This window comes from Hydrogenophaga sp. L99, from assembly GCF_058731905.1.
The window spans coordinates 1,940,252-1,960,889 of record NZ_CM178972.1; the positions used below are offsets into that span (position 1 = coordinate 1,940,252).

Genomic DNA, 20,638 nt, shown 5'->3' on the forward strand with positions numbered 1-20,638 from the left:
ATGAGACCCAACCACCTTCCCCGGAAGGGGCGCCCCAACCGCATGCGGGGCTTCACGCTGATCGAGCTGATGATCGGCATGACCATCGGCCTGATTGTCCTGCTCGGTCTGACCGTCTTTTTTTCCTACAACTCGCGCAACCAGCAAGATCTGGAACGCAGCATCGTGCGTCTGGAAAACGCACGCTTTGCGCTCGACACCCTGACCGAAGACCTGATGCACGCGGGCTACTACGCCCGCCATGTGCCTGGCAGCGGCATTACCTACAGCGCCATCGCGCCCTGCCCCGGGACCACGGCTGGCCTGGGCTGGAACACGGCCGCCACAGCAATGCCCCCCCCCGTGGCGGGCTTGGCCGCCAACCCGAGCAGTGCCGCGCAGAACTGCCTCACAGGCCTGCGTGCGGGCACGGGCGTCATCACCGTGACCCACGCCGAGACCGGGAACGCGGTGACGCCTGCCAACACCGTGGTCACCAACCTGTACATCCAGACCACCAGTTGCGCCACCGACACGGCCCGGGTGACCGTCAACACAGGCCCAGCCGCCAACTTCACGCTGCAAAATCTGGCCTGCAACGCACCCAACAACGTTCACCGCCTGTCGCAGCGCACCTATTTCCTGTCCAACTGCAACAACTGCACCAGCAACGACGGAATACCGACCCTGAAGCGGGGTGAGCTCATTGGCAACAGTTTCGTGGTCAACACGGTGGCTGAAGGGGTCGAGCAGCTCCAGTTTGAGTACGGCGTGGACACCAGCAATGACGGGCAGGTGGACGAAGTGCTGGGTTTTGCGGGCATCACGGGCGTGGCACCCTACGTGTGGAGCAATGTGGTGGCGGTGCGGGTGCACATGCTGACGCGTTCCAGCCTGCCCGATCCGGGCACCGTTGAACAACGCACTTTCCAGATGGGTCCGCTCACCCTCGCGCCCGCCGATCTCCCGAACGGTTTCAAGCGCACCCTGCTCACCACCACCGTGCCACTGACCAATGTGGCGGGCCGCAGAGAATGATGAACCCTCGCTTCCAGATTCGACATTCCCGCCACGAGCAAGGCTCGGTGCTGCTGGTCACCATGGTTTTTCTGCTGCTGTTCGCCATTGTGGCCACGGCGGTGTTCCGCGGCTCCCAGACCAGCGTGCAGGCCGTGGGCAACATGCAGTGGCGCACCGAAGCCATCAACGCCACCAACGAAGCGGTGGCCAACATCCTCAGCGACTACAACGGGTTCATCCAGCCGGCCCTCACGGGTGGCGTGAACGCCCTGGGGGCCCAGAAAACTACGTTTTCACCCGATGTCAACGGCGATGGCAAGCCCGATATCGCGGTGAAGGTGGACGCCGTGGAATGCAGCTACGTGGCCGAGGTGAAGCAGGAAGACCTGGACCCCGAGAAGCCGGAAGACCTGGTTTGCATGAACAGCGCCAATATGGCGAGCACCACGTTTTGCTCGGAAGTCCAGTTTTCCGTGGAGCTGACCGCCACCGACCCGGTGAGCGAAGCCAACGTCCAGATCGAGCAGGGTGTGGGCGTGCGGGTAACCGGCGTTGAAGTCTGCAAGTTTTGACCCCTGGCCGCACCAGCCTGCCCCACGACACCTCCCTCCGTTGACCCGACCACGGGAAAGGAACCCGCCATGACCCCCCGCCAGACATTCCCCCAACGCAACCGGCGCCCGGTACGCATGATCCAAGGCGGCGCCGTGCTGTGCTCGCTCACCACCGTGGCGGCGGTCTGGGCAGCAGACATCGACATTTACGGCCCGTCAGCGACCGCATCCCTGGCTCCCAATGTGTTGATCCACTTCGACAACACGGCAAACTGGTCGGCCCAAAGCAATGCCTGGATGCCCGGCAGCGTGTACGCCAAATGCAAGGCGGCGGACACCAGTGGTAAGACTCCCTGCCGGGATGCCGTCACGTTTGTTTTCGGCCCCGAAAAGACCGACAAGCTCCTGTGGCCATGGGATGCAAGTTACACGGCTAAGAATGAGTGGGGTAGCAGCGTCGCACCCAGTCAAGGGCAGGTGCAGTTGCGGGCCCTGAAATACGTGCTGAGCGCCATGGTCTGCAACGATTCACCGAAGGTGAGTATCAACGTAGGCATTTCCCTTTTTAATGGCACGAAAGGTTCGGTGCTGAGCTCAGGCGACCCGGTGGCGGTGATCCACCATGCGGTTCAACCCCTGCACAAGACCCCCACCAACACCTGCGCACCGCTGTTGGCGAAAATCGACAATCTGGACAAAGAGATCAACAACCCGGACTACAAGGCTCCTCAGGACGCCAACTATTCCGCCGCGGTGTACGAAGCCTTCAAGTACTTCGGCGGCTACACCAACCCCGATCGGGTCGCCGACGACAAGCCGGGCAGCCCGGTGAGCCGGTCGGCGTATGGCACGGGCCGATTCGGCGCCGTGAAGACCCTGCTTGATGACCGGGCGGCGTTCACCGACGGCACCCATCTAAGCTACAACCCGCCCACAACCCAGTGCAGCGCCAACTACCTGTTGCTGGTCGGCAATGGCTACCCCAAGGCCGAGCCGAAGACCGGGCCCCTGAGTTTCAACAGACTGGGCTACACACCGCCCACGCTCTCGGCGACCAGTTCAGACACCAGCCGCCTGGCCGACGAATGGGCGTATTTTGCCGCCAACACGGACGTCAACGAGGCTTCGGGGGTGCAACCCTTGAACACCTACACCGTGAACGTGTTCAATGCAGCGATCGATGCCGACCAGACCAAACTGCTGAAGTCCATGGCCGCCGTGGGCAGCCCGGACAAGGTCTACGTCGAGGTGGGTGGCGACCTGCTGAAGCTCATTTCGGAGTTTGAGGACATGTTCCTGCGGGTGGCGACCAAGGACAGCGTGTTTGCGTCCACGGCGCTGCCGGTGGCCACCAACGCCCAGGGCACCTTCCTGAACCAGGCCTACGTGGGCATGTTCCGCCCGGACGGCAACTTCCGCCCCCGCTGGCTTGGCAACATGCGCCAGTACCAGATCGGCTTCAACGACAAGGCCCTCACCCTGTTGGACGCCGACGACAAGCCCGCCACCTCCGGCGGCTTCTTTGCCTCGACGGCCAGGAGCTTCTGGACCGAGGACAGCGTGTTCTTTGCCCAGAACCCCATGGGAACCCCCGCCAGCGCCAGCGACAGCCCCGACGGCGCGGTCACCGAAAAAGGTGGCGCTGCGCAGATGCTGCGCCAGGCCAACCTGAACGACGCGAGCGCCCGCAAGGTCTACACCTTGCCCGACAGCCCCCCGAGTGATACCCCCTTGGCCTCGTGGCCCTTCACCGCCGCCAACTCTGAGCTGGATACAACCCTGGTGGCCTGGGCCCGTGGTGAAAACAATGTGCCAATCCTCGACGATGAACTCCATGCCGAAACCTTCAACGGCTCCACCCTGACCGGCTCCACCGTCACAGAGTTGGGCAACCGGGGCGCGCGCCACAGCATGCACGGGGATGTGCTCCACTCCACCCCCACGGCCATCAACTACGGCGGCACCGACGTGGTGGTTTACTACGGCACCAACGACGGGCACTTTCACGCCATCGACGCCCGGAAGACCGGCACCGGTGCCGGCTCGGAACTGTGGTCCTTCCTTCCGCGAGAGCACTACGCACTGCAAACGCGTCTGCGCAGCGGGATGGACCTGCTGCAGATCCCGGAGAACGACGAAAACGGCAACCTCCTGACGCCACCAGACGGTAAAAAACCCCGCACCTATGGCATGGACGGGCCCATTGGCACCTACACCCGCTACAACAGCACCGGCGAACTGCAGGAAGCCCTGATTTACCCGACCATGCGCCGCGGTGGCCGAACCGTGTATGCGCTGGACGTCACCAACAAGACCGCCCCCATATTCAAGTGGAGGATCAGCGGGGGCGGCAGCGGCGACTTTGCCAAGCTGGCGCAAACCTGGTCCATGCCGCGCACCATCCCGCTGGACAAAACCGCCACGCCTGCGTTGCTCACCGTGATGGGGGGGGGCTACGACCCTGCCGAGGACGGCAATACCTCTACCGGCATCGGCAATGCGGTGTTCATCATCAACGGGCGCACGGGCGCGCTGGTCAAGCGCATTGACACCGACTTTTCAGTACCGAGCGACATCACGCTGGTCGACACCAACCGGGACGGCCGGCCCGACCGGCTGTATTTCGCCGACGTGCGCGGCAACCTGTACCGCATCACGGTGCCGGCCAGTGGCGACCTCGTGTCGTCCACCACGTGGAGCGCGGCGACGGCCACCAAGATCGCGGTGCTGGAAGGCCGGGTGTTCTACCGGCCCGACGTGGTGGTGACCAAAGGTTTCGCGGCCATCATGGTGGGCACGGGCGACCGGGAAAAACCCATGCTCAAGGTGACGAGCGACCGCTTCTTCCTGGTCAAAGACCCGTTGCTGACCCCGATCACCACAGCGCTGAGCCTCGCCGATCTCACCAAGATCGCCACGGTCAACAACTCCACCATGGTGCCGACGCCCACCGGCGAAACGGCTGGTGCGAATGGCTGCTACATCCAACTGGCCACCAACGGCGAAAAGGTCATCAACGCGCCCTTGACGGTGTCGGGCATCACCTACTTCGGCACCAACCGGCCGGCGCCGGACAACCGCAACGTCTGTGTGGGCAACCTCGGCCAGGGCTTTGCCTACCAGTTCCCGCTGTTCTGCGGTGTGCCACTGAAGCCCACCGAGATCCTGGGCGGTGGCATGATTCCCTCGCCGGTGGCCGGTGTGGTGTTGCTGGAGGGCAAGAACGCCAAAGGTGAAGCCACCGTCACCAAGCAGCCGTTCCTGATCGGTGGCGCTGGCCCGTCTCCCTTGACGGTGACCGACCCCAAGCCTTTTGTTCCGCCCAAGCGCCGGCCCATCTACTGGCGCATCAACAACAACAACCGCTGAGACCGCCTGCCGGTGGCTGGATCGCTGCAACAGGCCGGCGACGGCAGAAACCGGGAAATCATTGAACCCATGGAAAGCCTGAACCTGCTCGCGGAACATGCCATCGGCCTGTCTGAGCCGAACCCGCGTGTGGCGTGCCGCATCGAAACCACCAACGGCCAGGTGTTCAGTGGCCACACGCAGCAGGCGGGCGGTCCGCACGCCGAAGTGGTGGCCTTGCGGGCTGCACAGGCTGCCGGCATCAGCGTGCGCGGCGCCACGGTACACGTCACCCTGGAACCCTGCTCACACCACGGCCGAACGCCACCCTGTTGCGATGCGCTGGCCGCAGCCGGTGTGGGCCGCGTGGTGGTCGCGACCCTCGACCCCAATCCGCTGGTGAGCGGGCGCGGCGTGGAGCGCCTGCGTGCCGCCGGTGTGGCCGTCGAGGTACTGCCCACCGACAGCCCGCAGGCCCGCGCCTCGCGCGAGCTCAACATCGGCTTCTTCAGCCGCATGATCCGCAAAACGCCGTGGGTTCGCATGAAAATGGCCGCCTCGCTGGACGGCACCACGGCGCTGGAGAACGGGGTCAGCCAGTGGATCACGGGTGCGGCCGCGCGATCCGATGGCCATGCCTGGCGGGCCCGCGCCAGCGCGGTGCTGACCGGCATTGGTACGGTGCTGGAGGACGACCCGGTGCTGGATGTGCGGCTGGCGGCAACGCCCAGACAGCCCCATCTGGTGATCGTGGACAGCCGGCTGGAAACGCCGCTGGAGGCGCGCCTGTTCAACACGCCCGCCCACGGACAGCCGCGCCAGATCTGGATTTACTGCGCGGTGGAAAACCCCGAAAAACAGGCCGCACTGGAGGCCCGTGGCGCCCAGGTGAAGCAGCTCCCCGGCCCGTCGGGCAAGGTCGATCTGGCTGCGCTGTTGCGGGACCTGGCACAGCGCGAGGTGAATGAACTGCACCTGGAAGCCGGGCACAAGCTCAATGGCTCGTTCCTGCGCGAGGGGCTGGTGGACGAATGCCTGGTGTACCTGGCGCCCAAACTGCTGGGCCGGGGCGCGGGTTTGTCCAGTTTCGGCCCGCTGACCGCTTTGGAAGATGGCGTTTCGCTGGCCTTTCATACCGTCGACAGGGTGGGCGAAGACTTGCGTATCGTCGCCCGGGTGGCCGGCCACGACCGTTTCCTGCACCCATGAAGACGGACTTGGCGGCCTGATGCGCCCAAAAACCGCTGTTTTCCGAGAAAGAAGCACCGCACGCCACCCTGCAAGCCCGAAGGGCTCTGAAACCCTGCGAAAATACGCCCCTATGTTTACCGGCATCATCACCGGCGTGGGGCGCATCGCCGCCCTCCACGCTCTGGGCAGCTCATTGGACCATGGCAGGCGACTCACCCTAGAGGCGCCGCCAGGCTACCTCGACGACGTTGGCCTGGGCGACAGCATTGCGCTCAATGGCGCGTGCATGACGGTGACCTCGCTGGACCTGCCGCAGCGCCATTTCACCATCGACATATCAGCCGAATCCCTGGCCCGCACCACCGGCCTGGCTGACATCGGCCGCCGCATCAACCTGGAAAAAGCGCTGCGCGCGCACGACCGCCTGGGTGGACACATTGTGTCGGGCCATGTGGACGGTGTGGGCACGGTGACGCGTTTTGCCCAGGTGGGTGAAAGCTGGGAATTGTGCGTGATGGCGCCGCCCGAGCTGGGCAAATACCTGGCTTACAAAGGCTCGATCACGGTCAACGGCGTCAGTCTGACGGTGAACCGCGTGAGCGACAGTGCGCAGGGCTGCGAATTCAGCATCAACCTCATTCCACACACGGTTGAAAACACTGCGCTCGGCCAACTGGCTGCGAACAGCCCGGTCAACCTCGAAATCGACACCGTCGCGCGCTATGTGGAGCGCATGCTCAGCGCCGGCAACCTCACCCCCAAGGACAACAACGCATGAGCGACCAAACCACCCTGGCACCGGTGCCAATCTCCCCGGTTGAAGACATCGTGGCCGACATGCGCGCTGGGCGCATCGTGATCTTGGTGGACGAAGAAGACCGCGAAAACGAAGGCGATCTGGTGCTGGCGGCCGACCACGTGACGCCAGATGCCATCAACTTCATGGCCCGCTACGGTCGCGGCCTGATCTGCCTCACGCTGTCGCGCGAGCGCTGCGAACAGCTCAAGCTGCCGCCCATGGTGGCGCGCAATGGCGACAAAAAAGGCACGGCCTTCACCGTGTCGATTGAGGCCGCCGAGGGCGTGACCACCGGCATTTCGGCCGCCGACCGTTCGCGCACCGTGCAAGCCGCAGTCGACCCCAAAGCCGTGCCTGACGACCTGGTGCAACCCGGTCACATCTTCCCGTTACAAGCGGTGGACGGTGGCGTGCTCATGCGCGCCGGCCACACCGAAGCGGGCTGCGACCTGGCCGTCATGGCGGGCTGCTCGCCCGCGTCCGTGATCTGCGAGATCATGAAAGACGACGGCACCATGGCCCGCCTGCCGGACTTGCAACTGTTTGCAGCCGAACACGGCCTCAAGATTGGCACCATTGCCGACCTGATTGAACACCGCAGCCGCACCGAAAGCCTGGTGGAAAAGCTGGGTACGCGCAGTCTGAACACCGCTTTTGGCGAATTCAGCGCCACGGCCTTCCGCGACAAACCCAGCGGCGCCCTGCACCTGGCCTTGGTGAAGGGCAGCTGGGCACCCGAGCAGAGCGTGGATGTGCGCGTGCACGAACCCCTGTCGGTGCTGGACGCGCTGGAAGTGGGCCGCTCCATGCACAGCTGGAGCCTGGAAGCCAGCCTGCGCCACATTGCCGACGCGGGCGCGGGCGTGGCCGTGCTGCTGAACTGCGGCGAAACTGCCGGGCAGTTGCTGGCCCAGTTTGAGGGTACCGCCCGCTCTGCCCAAGCCCCCGAGCGCGGCCGCATGGACCTGCGCACCTACGGCGTGGGCGCGCAAATCTTGCGCGACTGCGGCGTGCAAAAAATGCGCCTCATGGGCAACCCGCGCCGCATGCCCAGCATGACGGGCTACGGCCTTGAAACCACGGGCTACCTCAGCCGCAACGCCTGAGCCTCGAACCACACCATTAAGAAACGGAATCAACCATGTTCGGCGCAGACAAAGGAACAGCCAACCTGCTGGATGGCAAAAAACTCAGCATCGGCATTGTTCAGGCACGCTTCAACGAAGGCATTACCAACGCGCTGTTTGCAGCCTGCCACGCTGAGCTGCTGGCGCTGGGCGTGCAAGAAAAGAACATCACCCACGTCACGGTGCCCGGCGCGCTGGAAGTGCCGGTGGCGCTGCAGGCCATGGCCGAGCGCGACGACTTTGACGCGCTGATTGCGCTCGGTTGCATCATCCGCGGTGAAACCTACCACTTTGAACTGGTGGCCAATGAGTCGGGCTCGTCGGTTTCGCGCTTGTCGCTGGACTACCAGATCCCGATTGCCAACGCCATTTTGACCACCGAAAACCTGGAACAAGCCGTGGCCCGCCAGACCGAAAAGGGGCAAGACGCCGCCCGGGTGGCCGTGGAAATGGCCCATGTGCTCGAACAGATCGGCTGACCCCCAACCGCACTTTCGCCAGCCCTTGGTTCGATCACATCCGCAACACCTACCCCATGACCAACTCTGTCCCCAAACCGCGAAAAGCCGCTGAAAAGTCGGCCCGCACCCGTGCACGCGAATTTGCGCTGCAAGCGCTCTACCAACACATGGTGGGCCGCAACGAGGCCGGCGACATTGACGCTTTCACACGCGATCTGGCCGGCTTTCACAAGGCCGACAGCGTGCACTTTGACGCCCTGCTGCACGGGTGCGTGGCCGAGGCCAACGCGCTGGACGCACTGATCACCCCCCTCCTTGACCGCCCTTTGGTGGAGCTTTCGCCGATTGAACGCGGCGTGCTCTGGATCGGTGTTTACGAGTTTCAGCACTGCCTGGACGTGCCCTGGCGCGTGGTGCTCAACGAGTGCATTGAGCTGGCCAAATCGTTTGGCGGCACCGACGGCCACAAATACGTGAACGGCGTGCTGCACCAGCTAGCCTCGCAGCTGCGCCCGGCCGAAGTGGCCGCCGCACCGGCCAAAACCACCACGCGCAAAGCCGCCGCCCCTGCTGTCGCCGTGCCGCCTGTGGCTGACGACGCCGCCTGACCGACAGGGCACACCCATGAGGATTGCCCAGCGGGCGCAGCGCGTCGAACCTTTTTACGTCATGGAGCTGGCCAAGGCCGCTTCTGCCATGGCAGCTGCCGCGCAGCCAGGCGACCGGCCCATGCTGTACCTGAACATCGGCGAGCCCGACTTCACGGCCCCGCCGCAGGTGCAGCAAGCCGCCGAACGCGCCATCCGCGACGGCCGCACCCAATACACGCCGGCCACCGGCCTGCCCGCTTTGCGTGAAGCCATCAGCGGCTGGTACGCCACCCGCTTCGGGCTGAGCATCGACCCGGCCCGCATTGTCGTCACGGCTGGTGCTTCGGCGGCCCTGCAGCTGGCTTGCCTGGCGCTCATTGAAGCTGGCGACGAGGTGCTGATGCCCGACCCCAGCTACCCCTGCAACCGCCAGTTTGTGCAGGCCGCCGAGGGCACGGCGGTGCTGCTGCCGTCGGGCCCGGCCGAGCGCTTTCAACTGAGTGCGGCGCAAGTGCAGGCGGCCTGGGGCCCGGCCACGCGCGGTGTGTTACTGGCCTCCCCGTCCAACCCCACCGGCACATCCATTGCCCGCGAAGAACTGGAGCGCATTGCGCGTTTTGTGCGCGAGCGCGGCGGTGTGACGCTGTTGGACGAGATTTACCTGGGCCTGAGCTTTGACGATGCCTATGGCCACAGTGCGCTGGGCCTGCCCGACGGCCTGGGTGACGAGGTCATCAGCATCAACAGCTTCAGCAAATACTTCAACATGACCGGCTGGCGCCTGGGCTGGCTGGTGCTGCCGCCTGCGCTCGTGCCTGCGGTAGAGCGGCTGGCGCAAAACCTGTTCATTTGCGCCAGCACCATCGCCCAGCATGCCGCACTCGCCTGCTTTGAGCCCGACACCCTGACCGAATACGAACGCCGCCGGGCCGAATTCAAGGCGCGGCGCGACTACTTCATTCCCGAACTCAACCGCCTGGGCATCACCGTGCCCGTGATGCCCGACGGCGCCTTTTACGCCTGGGCCGACGTGAGCGGCCTGTGCGCGCGCTGGGGCATACCGCCCCAGAGCAGCCCGGACGCGGGCGGCAGCTGGGCGCTGGCGTTTGAACTCATGCAGCGCTGCCAGCTGGCCACCACGCCAGGGCGCGATTTCGGCAGCGCCGACCCGGGGCGCTATTTGCGTTTCTCCACCGCCAACTCGATGGCACAGCTGCGCGAAGCTGTGGCGCGGCTGGAGCAGGCGCTGTGAACACACCACAAGACCAAGCACCGATGACCCCAGCGCCGGGCGGCCCCAAGCCGGGGTCAGCCCCCTCGGGGGGCAGCGACCCGCAAGGCGGCGGAGCCCCGGATTCGCCCCGCAGGGGAGAAGACGCTTGGGGGCCGCACTTCACCTGGCCCGTGCGGGTGTATTGGGAAGACACCGACGCGGGTGGCATCGTTTTTTACGCCAACTACCTGAAGTTCTTTGAACGTGCCCGCACCGAATGGCTGCGCGCGCTGGGTATTGAGCAGCAAAGCCTGCGCGAACAGGTGGGTGGCATGTTTGTCGTGACCGCCACGCAGGTGAAATACCACCGCCCTGCCCGGCTTGACGATTTGCTTTTGGTTACCGCCCGCGTGCAAGAAGCCGGCCGTGCCTCACTCACAATTGAGCAAACCGCACGCCTGCAAGCCGCAAACCCCGGCAAGGACGCACCCCTGCTCTGCGAAGGCATCATCCGCATTGGCTGGGTAGACGCCAGCACCCTGCGGCCGCAGCGCATTCCAGCCGCCATTCTTGACGCGCTCAACGCGCCAGCCTGAGTGCCGCGGCACAACCGGCCGCAACCTTTTCCGTTTCTCGAACTCCGACCGCCATGAACCACGATCTCTCCATTGTTCAATTGATGCTCAACGCGAGCTGGGTGGTGCAGGCGGTGGTCGTCTTGCTGGTCACGGTGTCCGTCATCAGCTGGGCGGCCATTTTCCGCAAGGTCTTCGCCATCAAGCGCGTGCGGGCGCACAACGAAGACTTTGAACGCGAGTTCTGGTCGGGCGGCAACCTGAATGAGCTGTATGCGGCAGCCGCGCAAAGTGCCCGGCACGGCGGGCCCATGGAACGCATTTTTGCCAGCGGCATGCGCGAATACCAGAAACTGCGCGAACGCCGCATCACCGACAACAGCGCTCTGCTGGACGGCGCCCGCCGCGCCATGCGCGCCAGCTTCCAGCGCGAAGTGGATGCGCTGGAGGTCAACCTGTCGTTCCTCGGCACGGTGGGTTCGGTGGCGCCTTATGTGGGCCTGTTTGGTACCGTGTGGGGCATCATGCACGCCTTCACCGGCCTGGCCTCGCTGGCTCAGGTCACGCTGGCTTCGGTGGCGCCGGGCATTGCCGAGGCGCTGGTGGCCACCGCGATTGGCCTGTTTGCAGCCATCCCGGCGGTGGTGGCGTACAACCGGTTTGCCCACGATATTGACCGCCTGGCCAACACCATGGAAACCTTCATGGAAGAGTTTTCCAACATCTTGCAGCGCAACCTGGGGGCGCAGGCCCCTGCCGGGCAATAAGCATGGCGGCCGCTTCCACCCGCCGAGCCCGGCGCACCAAAAATGAAATCAACATGGTGCCCTTCATCGACGTGATGCTGGTGCTGCTGATCATTTTCATGGTCACCGCGCCGCTGATCACGCCGAGCCAGATTGACCTGCCCAGCGCGGGCCAGGCCAACCGCCCGCCCGACGTCTATGTGGAAGTGATCATCGACAAAACCGAGCAGCTGCAGGTGCGCATGGGCAAAGACAGCCAGCCCCCCACCGACGTGGCGCTGGGCCAGCTGGTGGACCGGGTGCAGGCGCTGAGCACCGGTACCGACAACATGCCGGTGCTGGTGAGCGCTGACAAAAACGTGAAATACGACGCCGTGATGGAGGTGGTGCGCCGCCTGCGCGCCGCGGGTGTGCAGCGGGTGGCGTTGTCCACCCTCTGACGCTGCCAACACCCAACGCCATGCGAACCACCGCCGACCACCTGAACCTGGCCCCACCAGAGCCTGGCCGCTGGCTCGGGCCGCTGGGGTTGGCGCTGGTGGTGCACGGGCTGCTGGTGGCCGCGCTCACCTGGGGCGTGGGCTGGCAGCGCGAGGCGCCGCCGGTGGTGTTTGAAGCCGAGATCTGGTCGCGCATGCCGCAGGCGGCTGCGCCCCGGGCGGTGGAACCGCCGCCCCCACCGCCGCCACCCGTTACACAAGCCCCCAAACCCCAACCGGTTGCGCAGCCTGCCCCGCCCCCGCCGGGCCCCAGCCAAGCCGACATTGCCACCGCCCAGGCCAAGGAAAAAGCGCAAGCTGATCTGAAAAAAGCGCAGGCTGAGGCCAGCAAAAAGGCCGCTGCCGACAAGCTCGCGCAAGAGAAGCTCGCTGCCGCCAAAAAAGCCGAGGCGGACAAAGCCGCAGCAGAGAAAGAGCGCCAGCAGCAACTCGCGCAGCAAAAACGCGAGAAAGAACGCCAGCTGGCCGAAGAAAAGCGGCTGGAAGCGCTGGCCGCGAAAGAGCGCAATGCACAGTTGGCCCGCATCATGGGCCAGGCCGGCGCCAGTGGCGGGCCGCAGGCCACTGGCACGGCGCAGCAGTCCAGCGGGCCTTCGGCCGCTTACGGCGGGCGGGTGGCGGCGCGCATCAAGCCCAACGTGGTGTTCACCGAAACGGTAAGCGGCAACCCCCGCGCCGAGGTGGAGGTGCGCACCCTGCCCGACGGCACCATCACCGCGCGGCGCATCGTCAAGCCCAGTGGCAGCCCGGCCTGGGACGAAGCGGTGCTGCGCGCCATCGACCGCACGGGCACACTGCCCCGCGACACCGACGGCCGCGTGCCGCCGTCGCTCATCATTGGGCTGCGCCCGCTGGACTGAACTTGCTGCGCCTCACGTCGAGCGCAGGTCAGGCAACCGAGCCCCGGCGGGAGAGGCCAAAGTTCAGCGCAACAGCAGCGTCGGAATGCGCGCCGCGCGCAGCAGGTCGGTGGTTTTGCTGCCCATGAACAGACTGCGCAGCGGCGAGTGGGTGTAGGCCCCCATCACCAGCACATCGGTATTTTTCGCCTGAATGGCCTGGGCGATCACGCTCTCAGGCTCACCGGGCACGATGTCGCTGCTGACGCCCAAACCAGCCGCTTCCAGCTTGGCGGTGGCCCAGGCCATCTGCTTGGGGCCGTCGTGGCTGACTTTGCCCGCCATGAGCAGGTGCACCGCCAAGCCCCGAAAGAGCGGGCTGCCCGCCACCATTTCCACCCCCTTGCGGGTGATGCTGCTGCCGTCAAACGCAATCAGCACCCGCTCGGGCGCTCTGAAGCCTTCGGTCACGGTCAAGATGGGGCGGTCCAGCGCACGCACCACCCGCTCCACGTTGCGGCCCAGGTCGCGCTGGGTGGACGGGGCCGATTCGCCACGGCGGCCCAGCACAAACAGGCGCACGCCGTTCTGTTGCTCGTGCAGGGTTTCGTCCAAATGGCCCAAACGCTGGCGCACGTCCACCGTCTGCACACCGGCGGCCAGGGCGCGCTCGCGCAAGCGGTTCAAAAACAGGCGTCCCTGCTCGCGCGCGGCCTTGCTGCGCGCGGCATCGGCCTCGGCCAGCTCGCCCAGAAGGCTTTCTTGCGCGTTGGGCGTGAGCGAACCGCTGTGGTCTTGGCTGGCACTGGTTTCCGGGTGGCGGTCGATCACGTGCAGCAGTTCCAGTGGCGCGACCAAACGCTGCGCGGCCCAGGCGGCGTAGTCGGTCACGTGGTCGGCAAAAGCGGACTGGTCCACACAGGCGAGCACTTTGTTGTCGGTGTTCATATCGGTTCTCGCTTTCAGTGACCGGCCAGCAAGTCTTCGGCGCCGTCTTTGTCGTGCACGCCAAACTTGTCCACCAGGGTGGCGCTGGCCTCGTTCAAACCGATGATTTCAACGTCGGTGCCCTCGCGGCGGAATTTGAGCACCACCTTGTCGAGTGCACTCACGGCGGTGATGTCCCAGAAATGGGCGCGGCTCACGTCGATGCGCACGCGCTCAATGACTTCCTTGAAATCAAACGCGTCGTTGAAACGGTCGGCGGTGGCAAAAAACACCTGGCCGGTCACGGTGTAGGTGCGCAGGCGGCCTTCGTCTTCGGCCAGCGAACGGATGCGCAGAATCTGACCCACCTTGTGGGCAAAAAAGAAACCCGACAGCAGCACACCGGTGAGCACGCCCTTGGCCAGGTCGTGCGTGGCCACGGTCACCACCACGGTGGCCACCATCACGATGCTGGAGCTGGGCGGGTGCTCACGCAGGCTTTTGACCGACGCCCAGCTGAAGGTGCCGATGGACACCATGATCATCACGGCCACCAGCGCGGCCATGGGAATCTGCTTCACCCAGTCGCCCAGGAACACCACCAGAATCAACAGCACCACACCGGCCGTGAGCGTGGACAAGCGCCCGCGCCCGCCCGATTTCACGTTGATGACCGACTGGCCGATCATGGCGCAACCGGCCATGCCGCCCATGAAGCCGGTGGCGATGTTGGCCACACCCTGGCCCACGCACTCGCGGTTTTTGTCGCTCTTGGTGTCGGTCAGGTCGTCCACGATGGTGGCGGTCATGAGCGACTCCAGCAGGCCCACCACCATCAGCGTGAGCGAATACGGGAAGATGATCAGCAGCGTGTCCAGGTTGAGCGGAATGTCCGGGATCAGGAACATGGGCAGGCTGTCGGGCAGTTCGCCCATGTCGCCCACGGTGCGGATGTCCAAGCCCAGCGCCAGCGACACGGCTGTGAGCACCACGATGGTGACCAACGGCGAAGGCACCGCCTTGGTGATGTAGGGGAAACCGTAAATGATGGCCAGACCGGCAGCGGTCATGGCGTACACATGCCAGGTCACGCCCACGGTCTGCGGGTTCAGTTCGGGCAGCTGCGCCATGAAGATCAAAATAGCCAGCGCGTTCACAAAACCGGTCACCACCGAGCGCGATACAAAGCGCATCAGCACGCCCAGCTTGAACCAGCCCGCCAGCACTTGCAGCACCCCGGTGAGCACGGTGGCGGCGAGCAAATATTCCAGCCCATGGCTTTTCACCAGGGTCACCATCACCAGCGCCATGGCGCCCGTAGCGGCCGAGATCATGCCAGGACGACCGCCCATAAAGGCAATGATGGTGGCAATGGAGAACGACGCATAAAGACCCACCTTGGGGTCCACGCCCGCGATGATGGAAAACGCAATGGCCTCAGGGATCAGGGCCAGCGCCACCACCAGGCCGGCGAGCAGGTCGTTGCGGACGTTGGCAGTCCAGTCCTGTTGGAAATTTTTAAACAAAAGACACACTCCCGTGACAGCGCGGACCGGCCGCAGCCTCACAAAACGACAAAGAAAAAAGAGAAGTCAACGGGCCGCAAGACCCCGAAGTAAAGCGCAGGCCGAAGGCATTCGGGCCAAAAAGGCCCCAGCTTGCCTGCTCTCATGGACAACCCGTACCAAGCACAACCCCACCCCTGCGAGGGCATGGGCGCGACAGCGTTGAAACGAACGGGTGGTCTAGGACTTACAAGGGTGGCTCCGGAAGGGGGGACCGAGCCGGATTTGTGTCGCCGCAAGGCGCAACCCGGTGGTCATAACAGCCAACAATTCTAACGCGCTCGGTTGTTGGCAACCTACCCGCCGGCCAGGGCTTCCAGGTGGTCGGCCACAAAGGTCGCAATGCGCTGCTTGCCTTCGACCGGCGTGGTGCCGCTGGCCTGCACCATCAGGGCACGCTGCTCGCTGCCCCGCGTGTCTTCGCCCCGGGTGGCCACCACCAGGCTGGCACGCCCCAGGCGTTTTGCGGCCACGCGCACCAGCTCTTCTTCGCTCACGCCTTCGAGGTACTTGAAGGCCACGCAGGCCATGGCGGGCGCTGCAGCGCAAGCCAGATCGATCACCTTTTCCGTGGGCTCCAGTGCCAGCAGAAGCTCTGCCTGGCCCGACGGGATCTTGCCCTGCACCGCCTCACGCGGGCGGTAGTCGGCCACGCCGGCCGAAAACACGCCAGCAAACAAGCCGGCGCGCGCCCGCTCAACCACGCCGTCGCGGTACGCATCAAAGGTGCGCGCGATGCTCAGGCGCATCGGCGTGGTGGGCCGCCAGGCGCCGTCGCCCAGCAGCAGCTCGGCGTCGGCACCGCGCCACACCAGCTCTTCGGCGATGGCCGCACCCAGCCGGCCCCGGAAGCGGTTGACGATGCGGCGCACGCCATCAATCGGCACGGGTGTGGGGCCCGCGGTCACCAGAATGCGCTGACCCGCCAGCGGCGAGGTGCTCAGCACCTGCCCCACCGCCATACACAGCAGCTCGGTCCCGGGCAGGTTGTGTTTGCCATAAGCGTCGTGCGGGGCCACGAACTGCACGCCAAGGCCAGCGAGCTTGCGGGCGTTGTCCACCAGCAGGCTGTTGTGCAGGGTGCCGTGCATGGTGGGCGCCACCACAATGCGGGTGCGCCCCTGCTCCATGCGGCCGATGGCCGAAGCCAGCGCTGAGGTAACCACGGTATCGGCCACGCCACAGGCCATTTTGGCAATGGTGTTGTGGGTGGCCGGCGCCACCAGGTAAGCGTCGAAAGGCGCACCGTCGGACAGGTGTTCAGCGGCCCAGGTCAGGCTGCTCACCACCGGAGCGCAGGTGGCCCACTCCAGGGCTTCGCGGGCCACGTAGCGCAGCGCTTCGTCTGAAGCAAAGGCCACCACGGTCGCACCGTGGCGGCGCAGGCCGCGGGCCAGCTGTGGGGTTTTCATGGCCGCAATACCACCGGTGACCAGCAAGGCGATGCGCCGCCCGGCCAGGCGCTGCGACACCACAGGAACGTCGTGGTCGCCCAGGGTGCTGGGGGTGGGGGCAGAAAAATCCCAGTGGTACAGGCTCATTGGTGGCTTCCTTCGGTGCGGCGGGTGGCGTGTGTGGGGTGTGGCGCGGGCTGAGCGGGCGCGGTGCTGCGCCAGGTGTGGTCGAGCCGCGTGTTCATGGCTTCAAAGTGCCGGGGCAAAAAGCGGCTCGTCTTGCCCATTTCAGCATGGATGTGTGGCAGCACCTGGATGTCGAAGGGGTCGGTGCCCTGGATGTGGGCCACCGGGTGAAAAGGACGCCCTTCGTCGAACCAGGCCGGCACCATGGCACCCAGGTAGGGCGCCGCTTCGGTGAACAGCATGCAGCTGGGGTCGCAGAAGGAAGCGTCGGCCGGGTGCCAGCGCCCGGACAGCTTCACGGCCGCAAAGTAGTGCTTGACCTGGGTGCGCATGAGCGCACGCCACGCTTCGGGCATGAGCACCCCGAGCACGCCGATGTCCAGCGGCACCTCCACAAAACCCGCCTCGATGTCGAGCGCTCGGAGCAAGGCCACCTGCAGATTCGCTTTGGTGGTGCACATGCCACTGCCGCGCGCCAGGGTGCGCGACGCTGTTTCTTGCCAGAGCCCGAAGCGGTAGGGCATGCGCTGCATGGCATGGAAAATGGCTTGGGCCGAGGCTGCAGGGCTGTCGCGCCGCAGGCTGTGCGCCAAAGCCAAGACGGCCGGGTGGCCCTGGTCGCACAAGGTGGCGGGGTCGGGGAGCAACTTGGGTGGGCCGGCCGCAAGCTCATCGCCTGTGGCGGCCCGCACAGCGTCGGCCCAGGCTTCGCGCAGGCTTTTATTGGCCGGTGATCGCCAGGCGTACTGCCCGGTCTCCAGCGTCCAGACCGTGGTCGGGTCGTCCAGCGCCTGCAGCGGCTCACGGCTGGCGGCAAAGTGGTTGCCGGGCCCATGCCACAGGCCGCCGGGCGCAGCCAGCCGGCCTGCTAGCACGACGTGCACAGCACGCGGTGCGCGCGCGGCCAGCGCTTGACCGGGCAACAACTGCTGCACCGAACCGAAGCCAAAAACCTTGAGAACATGGCGCCCGAGGTGGAAACCCAGGCGCGTATCGCCAAAAGCGTTGAAAAGGCGGGTCCGCTGAGGCTCGCAAGACGGGTCAGACATGATGAAAAAGCTCCCTGAATGAAGCGTCTGGGCGCTGCTGAGCCGCTCGGAAAATGACAACACCGGCGGCGTTTTCGGGTGTTTTCCGACAGGCGTTTTTCAGGCGCGACAGATCGCCACACCATTATTCCCGGGGCATTTTGATCGGTTGAAAAACACCTGCCGATTGCGCGCAAGCCCTGTGCGCTTGTCGGACGCCCCACAGCCTCGCCGAATGGGCCTACGACCGAAGACCAGCAGTGCGCCGTTCAAACCTGGGCGCGCACGTCGGCATGGCGCCGAATCACATCCTTGAGCACCCGGTCAATTTCGCTGGTGTCGACCGGCTTGTGCAGCACGGCAACAAAGAGCGCTTCGAGCAACTCGGGTTGCACCTCGTGGGCGTGGCCACTGATCAGCACGACCGGGGGTGCATGCTCGCTGGCCACGATGCGGTGCGCCAGCCCCACCCCATCCAGTCGGGGCATGGACTGGTCGGTGAGCACCACATCAAAACGCTTGCCAGACTGTTTGAAATGGGTCCAGGCCTCCTCGCCGTCGCGGGCGCGGGTGACCAGCCAGCCCTTGCGCTCCAGCAAGGCGCTCCACGCGTGGCGCACCATCTGGTCGTCGTCCACAAAGAGAATGTGATGCCCTTCACCCGGCCCACCAGGCCCTGTGATGGGTGCCACATCCGAAGTACGCGGACTCACCGGCAAGTAAACGTGGAAACAGGCGCCCTGACCGGGCTCGCTCTGAACGCCCAGACCGCCCTGGTGGCGGGCCAGAATGCCCTGCGCGACCGACAGCCCCAGCCCGGTCCCTCGTCCCTTGGGCTTGGTGGTGAAAAAGGGTTCAAACACGCGGTCAAGCAAGGCTGGCTCAATGCCCGGGCCACGGTCGCACACCCTCAGCACAAGGTAGCGCCCGGGCGCCAGACCCGCCGTGCCGGGCAAAAGCGCCTGCCCGGGCGGCTGTGGCAGCTCGGCTTCTTCGAGTATGAGATCGATGCGCCCCTGGCCCTTCATCGCGTCCGACGCGTTGATCAACAAGTTGACCAGCACCTGCTGCAGCTGCGTGGCGTCGGCATCAACTTCGTCGTCGTCCACCCGGTAGTCGACCACGATGTCGCAATTCCGCGCCAGCCCCGAGGCCATCATCTGGCGGGTTTCCTCGATCAGGTTGGTCAGGTGCATGCGCCGCAATTTGGGTGCCGACTGGCGACCGAACGCGAGCAGTTGGCGCATCAGGCCGTCGGCATAGCGGGTCGCCTTGAGCGCCTGCTGAAGGGACTCCTGACTCGGATGGTCCGGATCGGGAAGGTCTTCTGCGGCCAGACGCACCCAGCCGGTGATGGCGGCCAACGAATTGTTGAAATCGTGGGCAATGCCACCGGTCAGCCGGCCCAAGGCCTCGGTTTTCTGGCTCTGCATGAGCTGCATTTGCAGCACTTCCTGCCGTTCGTGGGCCACCCGCTGGGCTTGCGCGTCATGCCGCACCCGCCCCAGCAGGCTGTTGACGCCTTGCGCCAGTCGGGTGAGCTCGTCGTTGCCGTCCTCGCGCAAGCGGCCCGACGTCAACGGCCCCGCCTGCGTCACCAGGCCCAGATCGTCGTGCAGATGCTGCAAGCGGCGCAGCAACAAGCGATTCAGCAGAAGGACGAGAAATAGGCTGCCAAAGAGACCCGCCAGCACCGCCAGACCCATGCCTTGCCAGGCGAGTGCCAGCCCCTGTTGCTGCAGCAGGCGGTCCAGTCGCAACACCAGTTCGGCCACCGGGTTGCCTTGGTGGTCCCGCAGCACGGCGTGGAGCACGTCGTGGGCGCCATCGGCCGCGAAAAGATGGAAGTCCTCGTCAACGTGATCGGGCGGTGCCAGCAGCAGGCTGGTCTGCGTCATCAGGATCTCGGAAAACTGCGCGAGTTCGGATGCGTCGAAATGTCGCACCATGACCAAAGCGCCCGTTGGGGCTTGGTCCAAGCGATCGGGGTAGTGGATCGCCGCCGCCACCACGAATTCCAGCCGCCCGTCGTGCACCCGCAGGGTCTGCAAAACGGCCATAGGATCTGCCCACGACACGAGCGGGCGCGCCAGCTGGCTCAGTGATTCAAGCCGCCGGGCAGGAACCTCCACCAGCGCTTCAGCCTCTTTGCGAGCGCTGGCAAGCAGCTGACCGGCAGGGTCAAAAACCAGCACCTCCGAAATGCGCAGGTAACCCATGTTGCTCGCATCGAAGTTGTCCGGCATGAACGTGGGATTTCTCCCCGCCGGAAAATCCGCCGCATCGGCCCAGTGGGCGTAATCGCGCGCGGTGGCCGCCAGCGCCACCAGTTGCTGGTTGAGCACGCGCCGTGCCCGCTCGCCCTCCCGGGCTGCGCGATCGAATTGCAATTGGTCGAAAGAGCCGCCCACGATATGGCGGACCCCCAGCATGGTGCCCGCCACCGTGATCAATACGATGGCAAACACCAGCACCCAAGCCTTGTGTTGGAGCTTCATGAATGCGTGGACTATGGGCACCGGGCGGGCGGCCCGGAACGACAAAACCGGCCGCAGCGTGAACAAGGCCGCAGCACGGCAGCTTTTGGTGGCTGCCA

At 65.2% G+C, this 20,638-nt stretch carries 18 protein-coding genes; 13 read left to right on the forward strand and 5 right to left on the reverse strand.

Features of this window, described 5'->3' with window-relative positions:
- From AC4QBL_RS09245 to tolA, 13 genes are all read left to right on the forward strand, one after another.
- Entirely contained in the window at positions 1-1,017 is a 1,017-nt protein-coding gene (locus tag AC4QBL_RS09245) for a PilW family protein (protein WP_472899665.1), read from the forward strand.
- Positions 1,017-1,571: a pilus assembly PilX family protein gene (locus AC4QBL_RS09250; protein WP_472899666.1), complete on the forward strand. Its 555-nt coding sequence runs from the start codon at positions 1,017-1,019 to the stop codon at positions 1,569-1,571. The genes AC4QBL_RS09245 and AC4QBL_RS09250 overlap by 1 nt, the downstream gene beginning before the upstream one ends.
- Positions 1,572-1,640: 69 nt before the next feature.
- Positions 1,641-4,922 carry a pilus assembly protein gene (locus AC4QBL_RS09255; RefSeq protein ID WP_472899667.1) on the forward strand — a complete coding sequence of 1,094 codons (3,282 nt, stop codon included), beginning with the start codon at positions 1,641-1,643 and terminating at the stop codon, positions 4,920-4,922.
- Between the two features lie 69 nt (positions 4,923-4,991).
- Positions 4,992-6,110, forward strand: a complete 1,119-nt coding sequence (ribD, locus tag AC4QBL_RS09260; RefSeq protein ID WP_472899668.1) for a bifunctional diaminohydroxyphosphoribosylaminopyrimidine deaminase/5-amino-6-(5-phosphoribosylamino)uracil reductase RibD — start codon at positions 4,992-4,994, stop codon at positions 6,108-6,110.
- Between the two features lie 112 nt (positions 6,111-6,222).
- Entirely contained in the window at positions 6,223-6,870 is a 648-nt protein-coding gene (locus AC4QBL_RS09265; protein ID WP_472907872.1) for a riboflavin synthase, read from the forward strand.
- Positions 6,867-7,997, forward strand: a complete 1,131-nt coding sequence (ribBA, locus tag AC4QBL_RS09270) for a bifunctional 3,4-dihydroxy-2-butanone-4-phosphate synthase/GTP cyclohydrolase II (protein WP_472907873.1) — start codon at positions 6,867-6,869, stop codon at positions 7,995-7,997. The genes AC4QBL_RS09265 and ribBA overlap by 4 nt, the downstream gene beginning before the upstream one ends.
- A 35-nt stretch (positions 7,998-8,032) precedes the next feature.
- Positions 8,033-8,497 (forward strand): 6,7-dimethyl-8-ribityllumazine synthase, encoded by a 465-nt coding sequence (gene ribH / locus AC4QBL_RS09275; RefSeq protein WP_472907874.1) that lies wholly within the window; start codon positions 8,033-8,035, stop codon positions 8,495-8,497.
- Positions 8,498-8,553: 56 nt separating this feature from the next.
- Complete coding sequence (nusB, locus tag AC4QBL_RS09280; protein WP_472907875.1) at positions 8,554-9,087, forward strand: transcription antitermination factor NusB; 534 nt, start codon at positions 8,554-8,556, stop codon at positions 9,085-9,087.
- Between the two features lie 16 nt (positions 9,088-9,103).
- Positions 9,104-10,321 (forward strand): pyridoxal phosphate-dependent aminotransferase, encoded by a 1,218-nt coding sequence (locus tag AC4QBL_RS09285; RefSeq protein ID WP_472907876.1) that lies wholly within the window; start codon positions 9,104-9,106, stop codon positions 10,319-10,321.
- Positions 10,322-10,473: 152 nt separating this feature from the next.
- Positions 10,474-10,878, forward strand: a complete 405-nt coding sequence (ybgC, locus tag AC4QBL_RS09290; protein ID WP_472907899.1) for a tol-pal system-associated acyl-CoA thioesterase — start codon at positions 10,474-10,476, stop codon at positions 10,876-10,878.
- Positions 10,879-10,931: 53 nt separating this feature from the next.
- Entirely contained in the window at positions 10,932-11,624 is a 693-nt protein-coding gene (gene tolQ, locus AC4QBL_RS09295) for a protein TolQ (RefSeq protein WP_472899673.1), read from the forward strand.
- A gap of 2 nt (positions 11,625-11,626) precedes the next feature.
- Positions 11,627-12,043 (forward strand): biopolymer transporter ExbD, encoded by a 417-nt coding sequence (locus AC4QBL_RS09300; RefSeq protein WP_472907877.1) that lies wholly within the window; start codon positions 11,627-11,629, stop codon positions 12,041-12,043.
- Positions 12,044-12,063: 20 nt separating this feature from the next.
- Positions 12,064-12,963 (forward strand): cell envelope integrity protein TolA, encoded by a 900-nt coding sequence (gene tolA / locus AC4QBL_RS09305; protein WP_472907878.1) that lies wholly within the window; start codon positions 12,064-12,066, stop codon positions 12,961-12,963.
- A gap of 63 nt (positions 12,964-13,026) precedes the next feature.
- On the opposite strand, the gene AC4QBL_RS09310 is transcribed toward tolA, so the two are convergent.
- From AC4QBL_RS09310 to AC4QBL_RS09330, 5 genes are all read right to left on the reverse strand, one after another.
- Positions 13,027-13,890, reverse strand: coding sequence for a universal stress protein (locus tag AC4QBL_RS09310; RefSeq protein WP_472907879.1), 864 nt, complete (start codon positions 13,888-13,890; stop codon positions 13,027-13,029).
- A gap of 14 nt (positions 13,891-13,904) precedes the next feature.
- Positions 13,905-15,395, reverse strand: a complete 1,491-nt coding sequence (locus AC4QBL_RS09315; RefSeq protein WP_472907880.1) for a SulP family inorganic anion transporter — start codon at positions 15,393-15,395, stop codon at positions 13,905-13,907.
- Between the two features lie 335 nt (positions 15,396-15,730).
- A complete protein-coding gene (locus AC4QBL_RS09320; protein WP_472907881.1) occupies positions 15,731-16,975 on the reverse strand; it encodes a flavoprotein in 1,245 nt (414 codons plus the stop codon).
- A complete protein-coding gene (locus tag AC4QBL_RS09325; protein WP_472907882.1) occupies positions 16,972-18,063 on the reverse strand; it encodes a transglutaminase-like domain-containing protein in 1,092 nt (363 codons plus the stop codon). The genes AC4QBL_RS09320 and AC4QBL_RS09325 overlap by 4 nt, the downstream gene beginning before the upstream one ends.
- A gap of 248 nt (positions 18,064-18,311) precedes the next feature.
- Positions 18,312-20,540: an ATP-binding protein gene (locus AC4QBL_RS09330; protein ID WP_472907883.1), complete on the reverse strand. Its 2,229-nt coding sequence runs from the start codon at positions 20,538-20,540 to the stop codon at positions 18,312-18,314.
- Between the last annotated feature and the right edge of the window lie 98 nt (positions 20,541-20,638).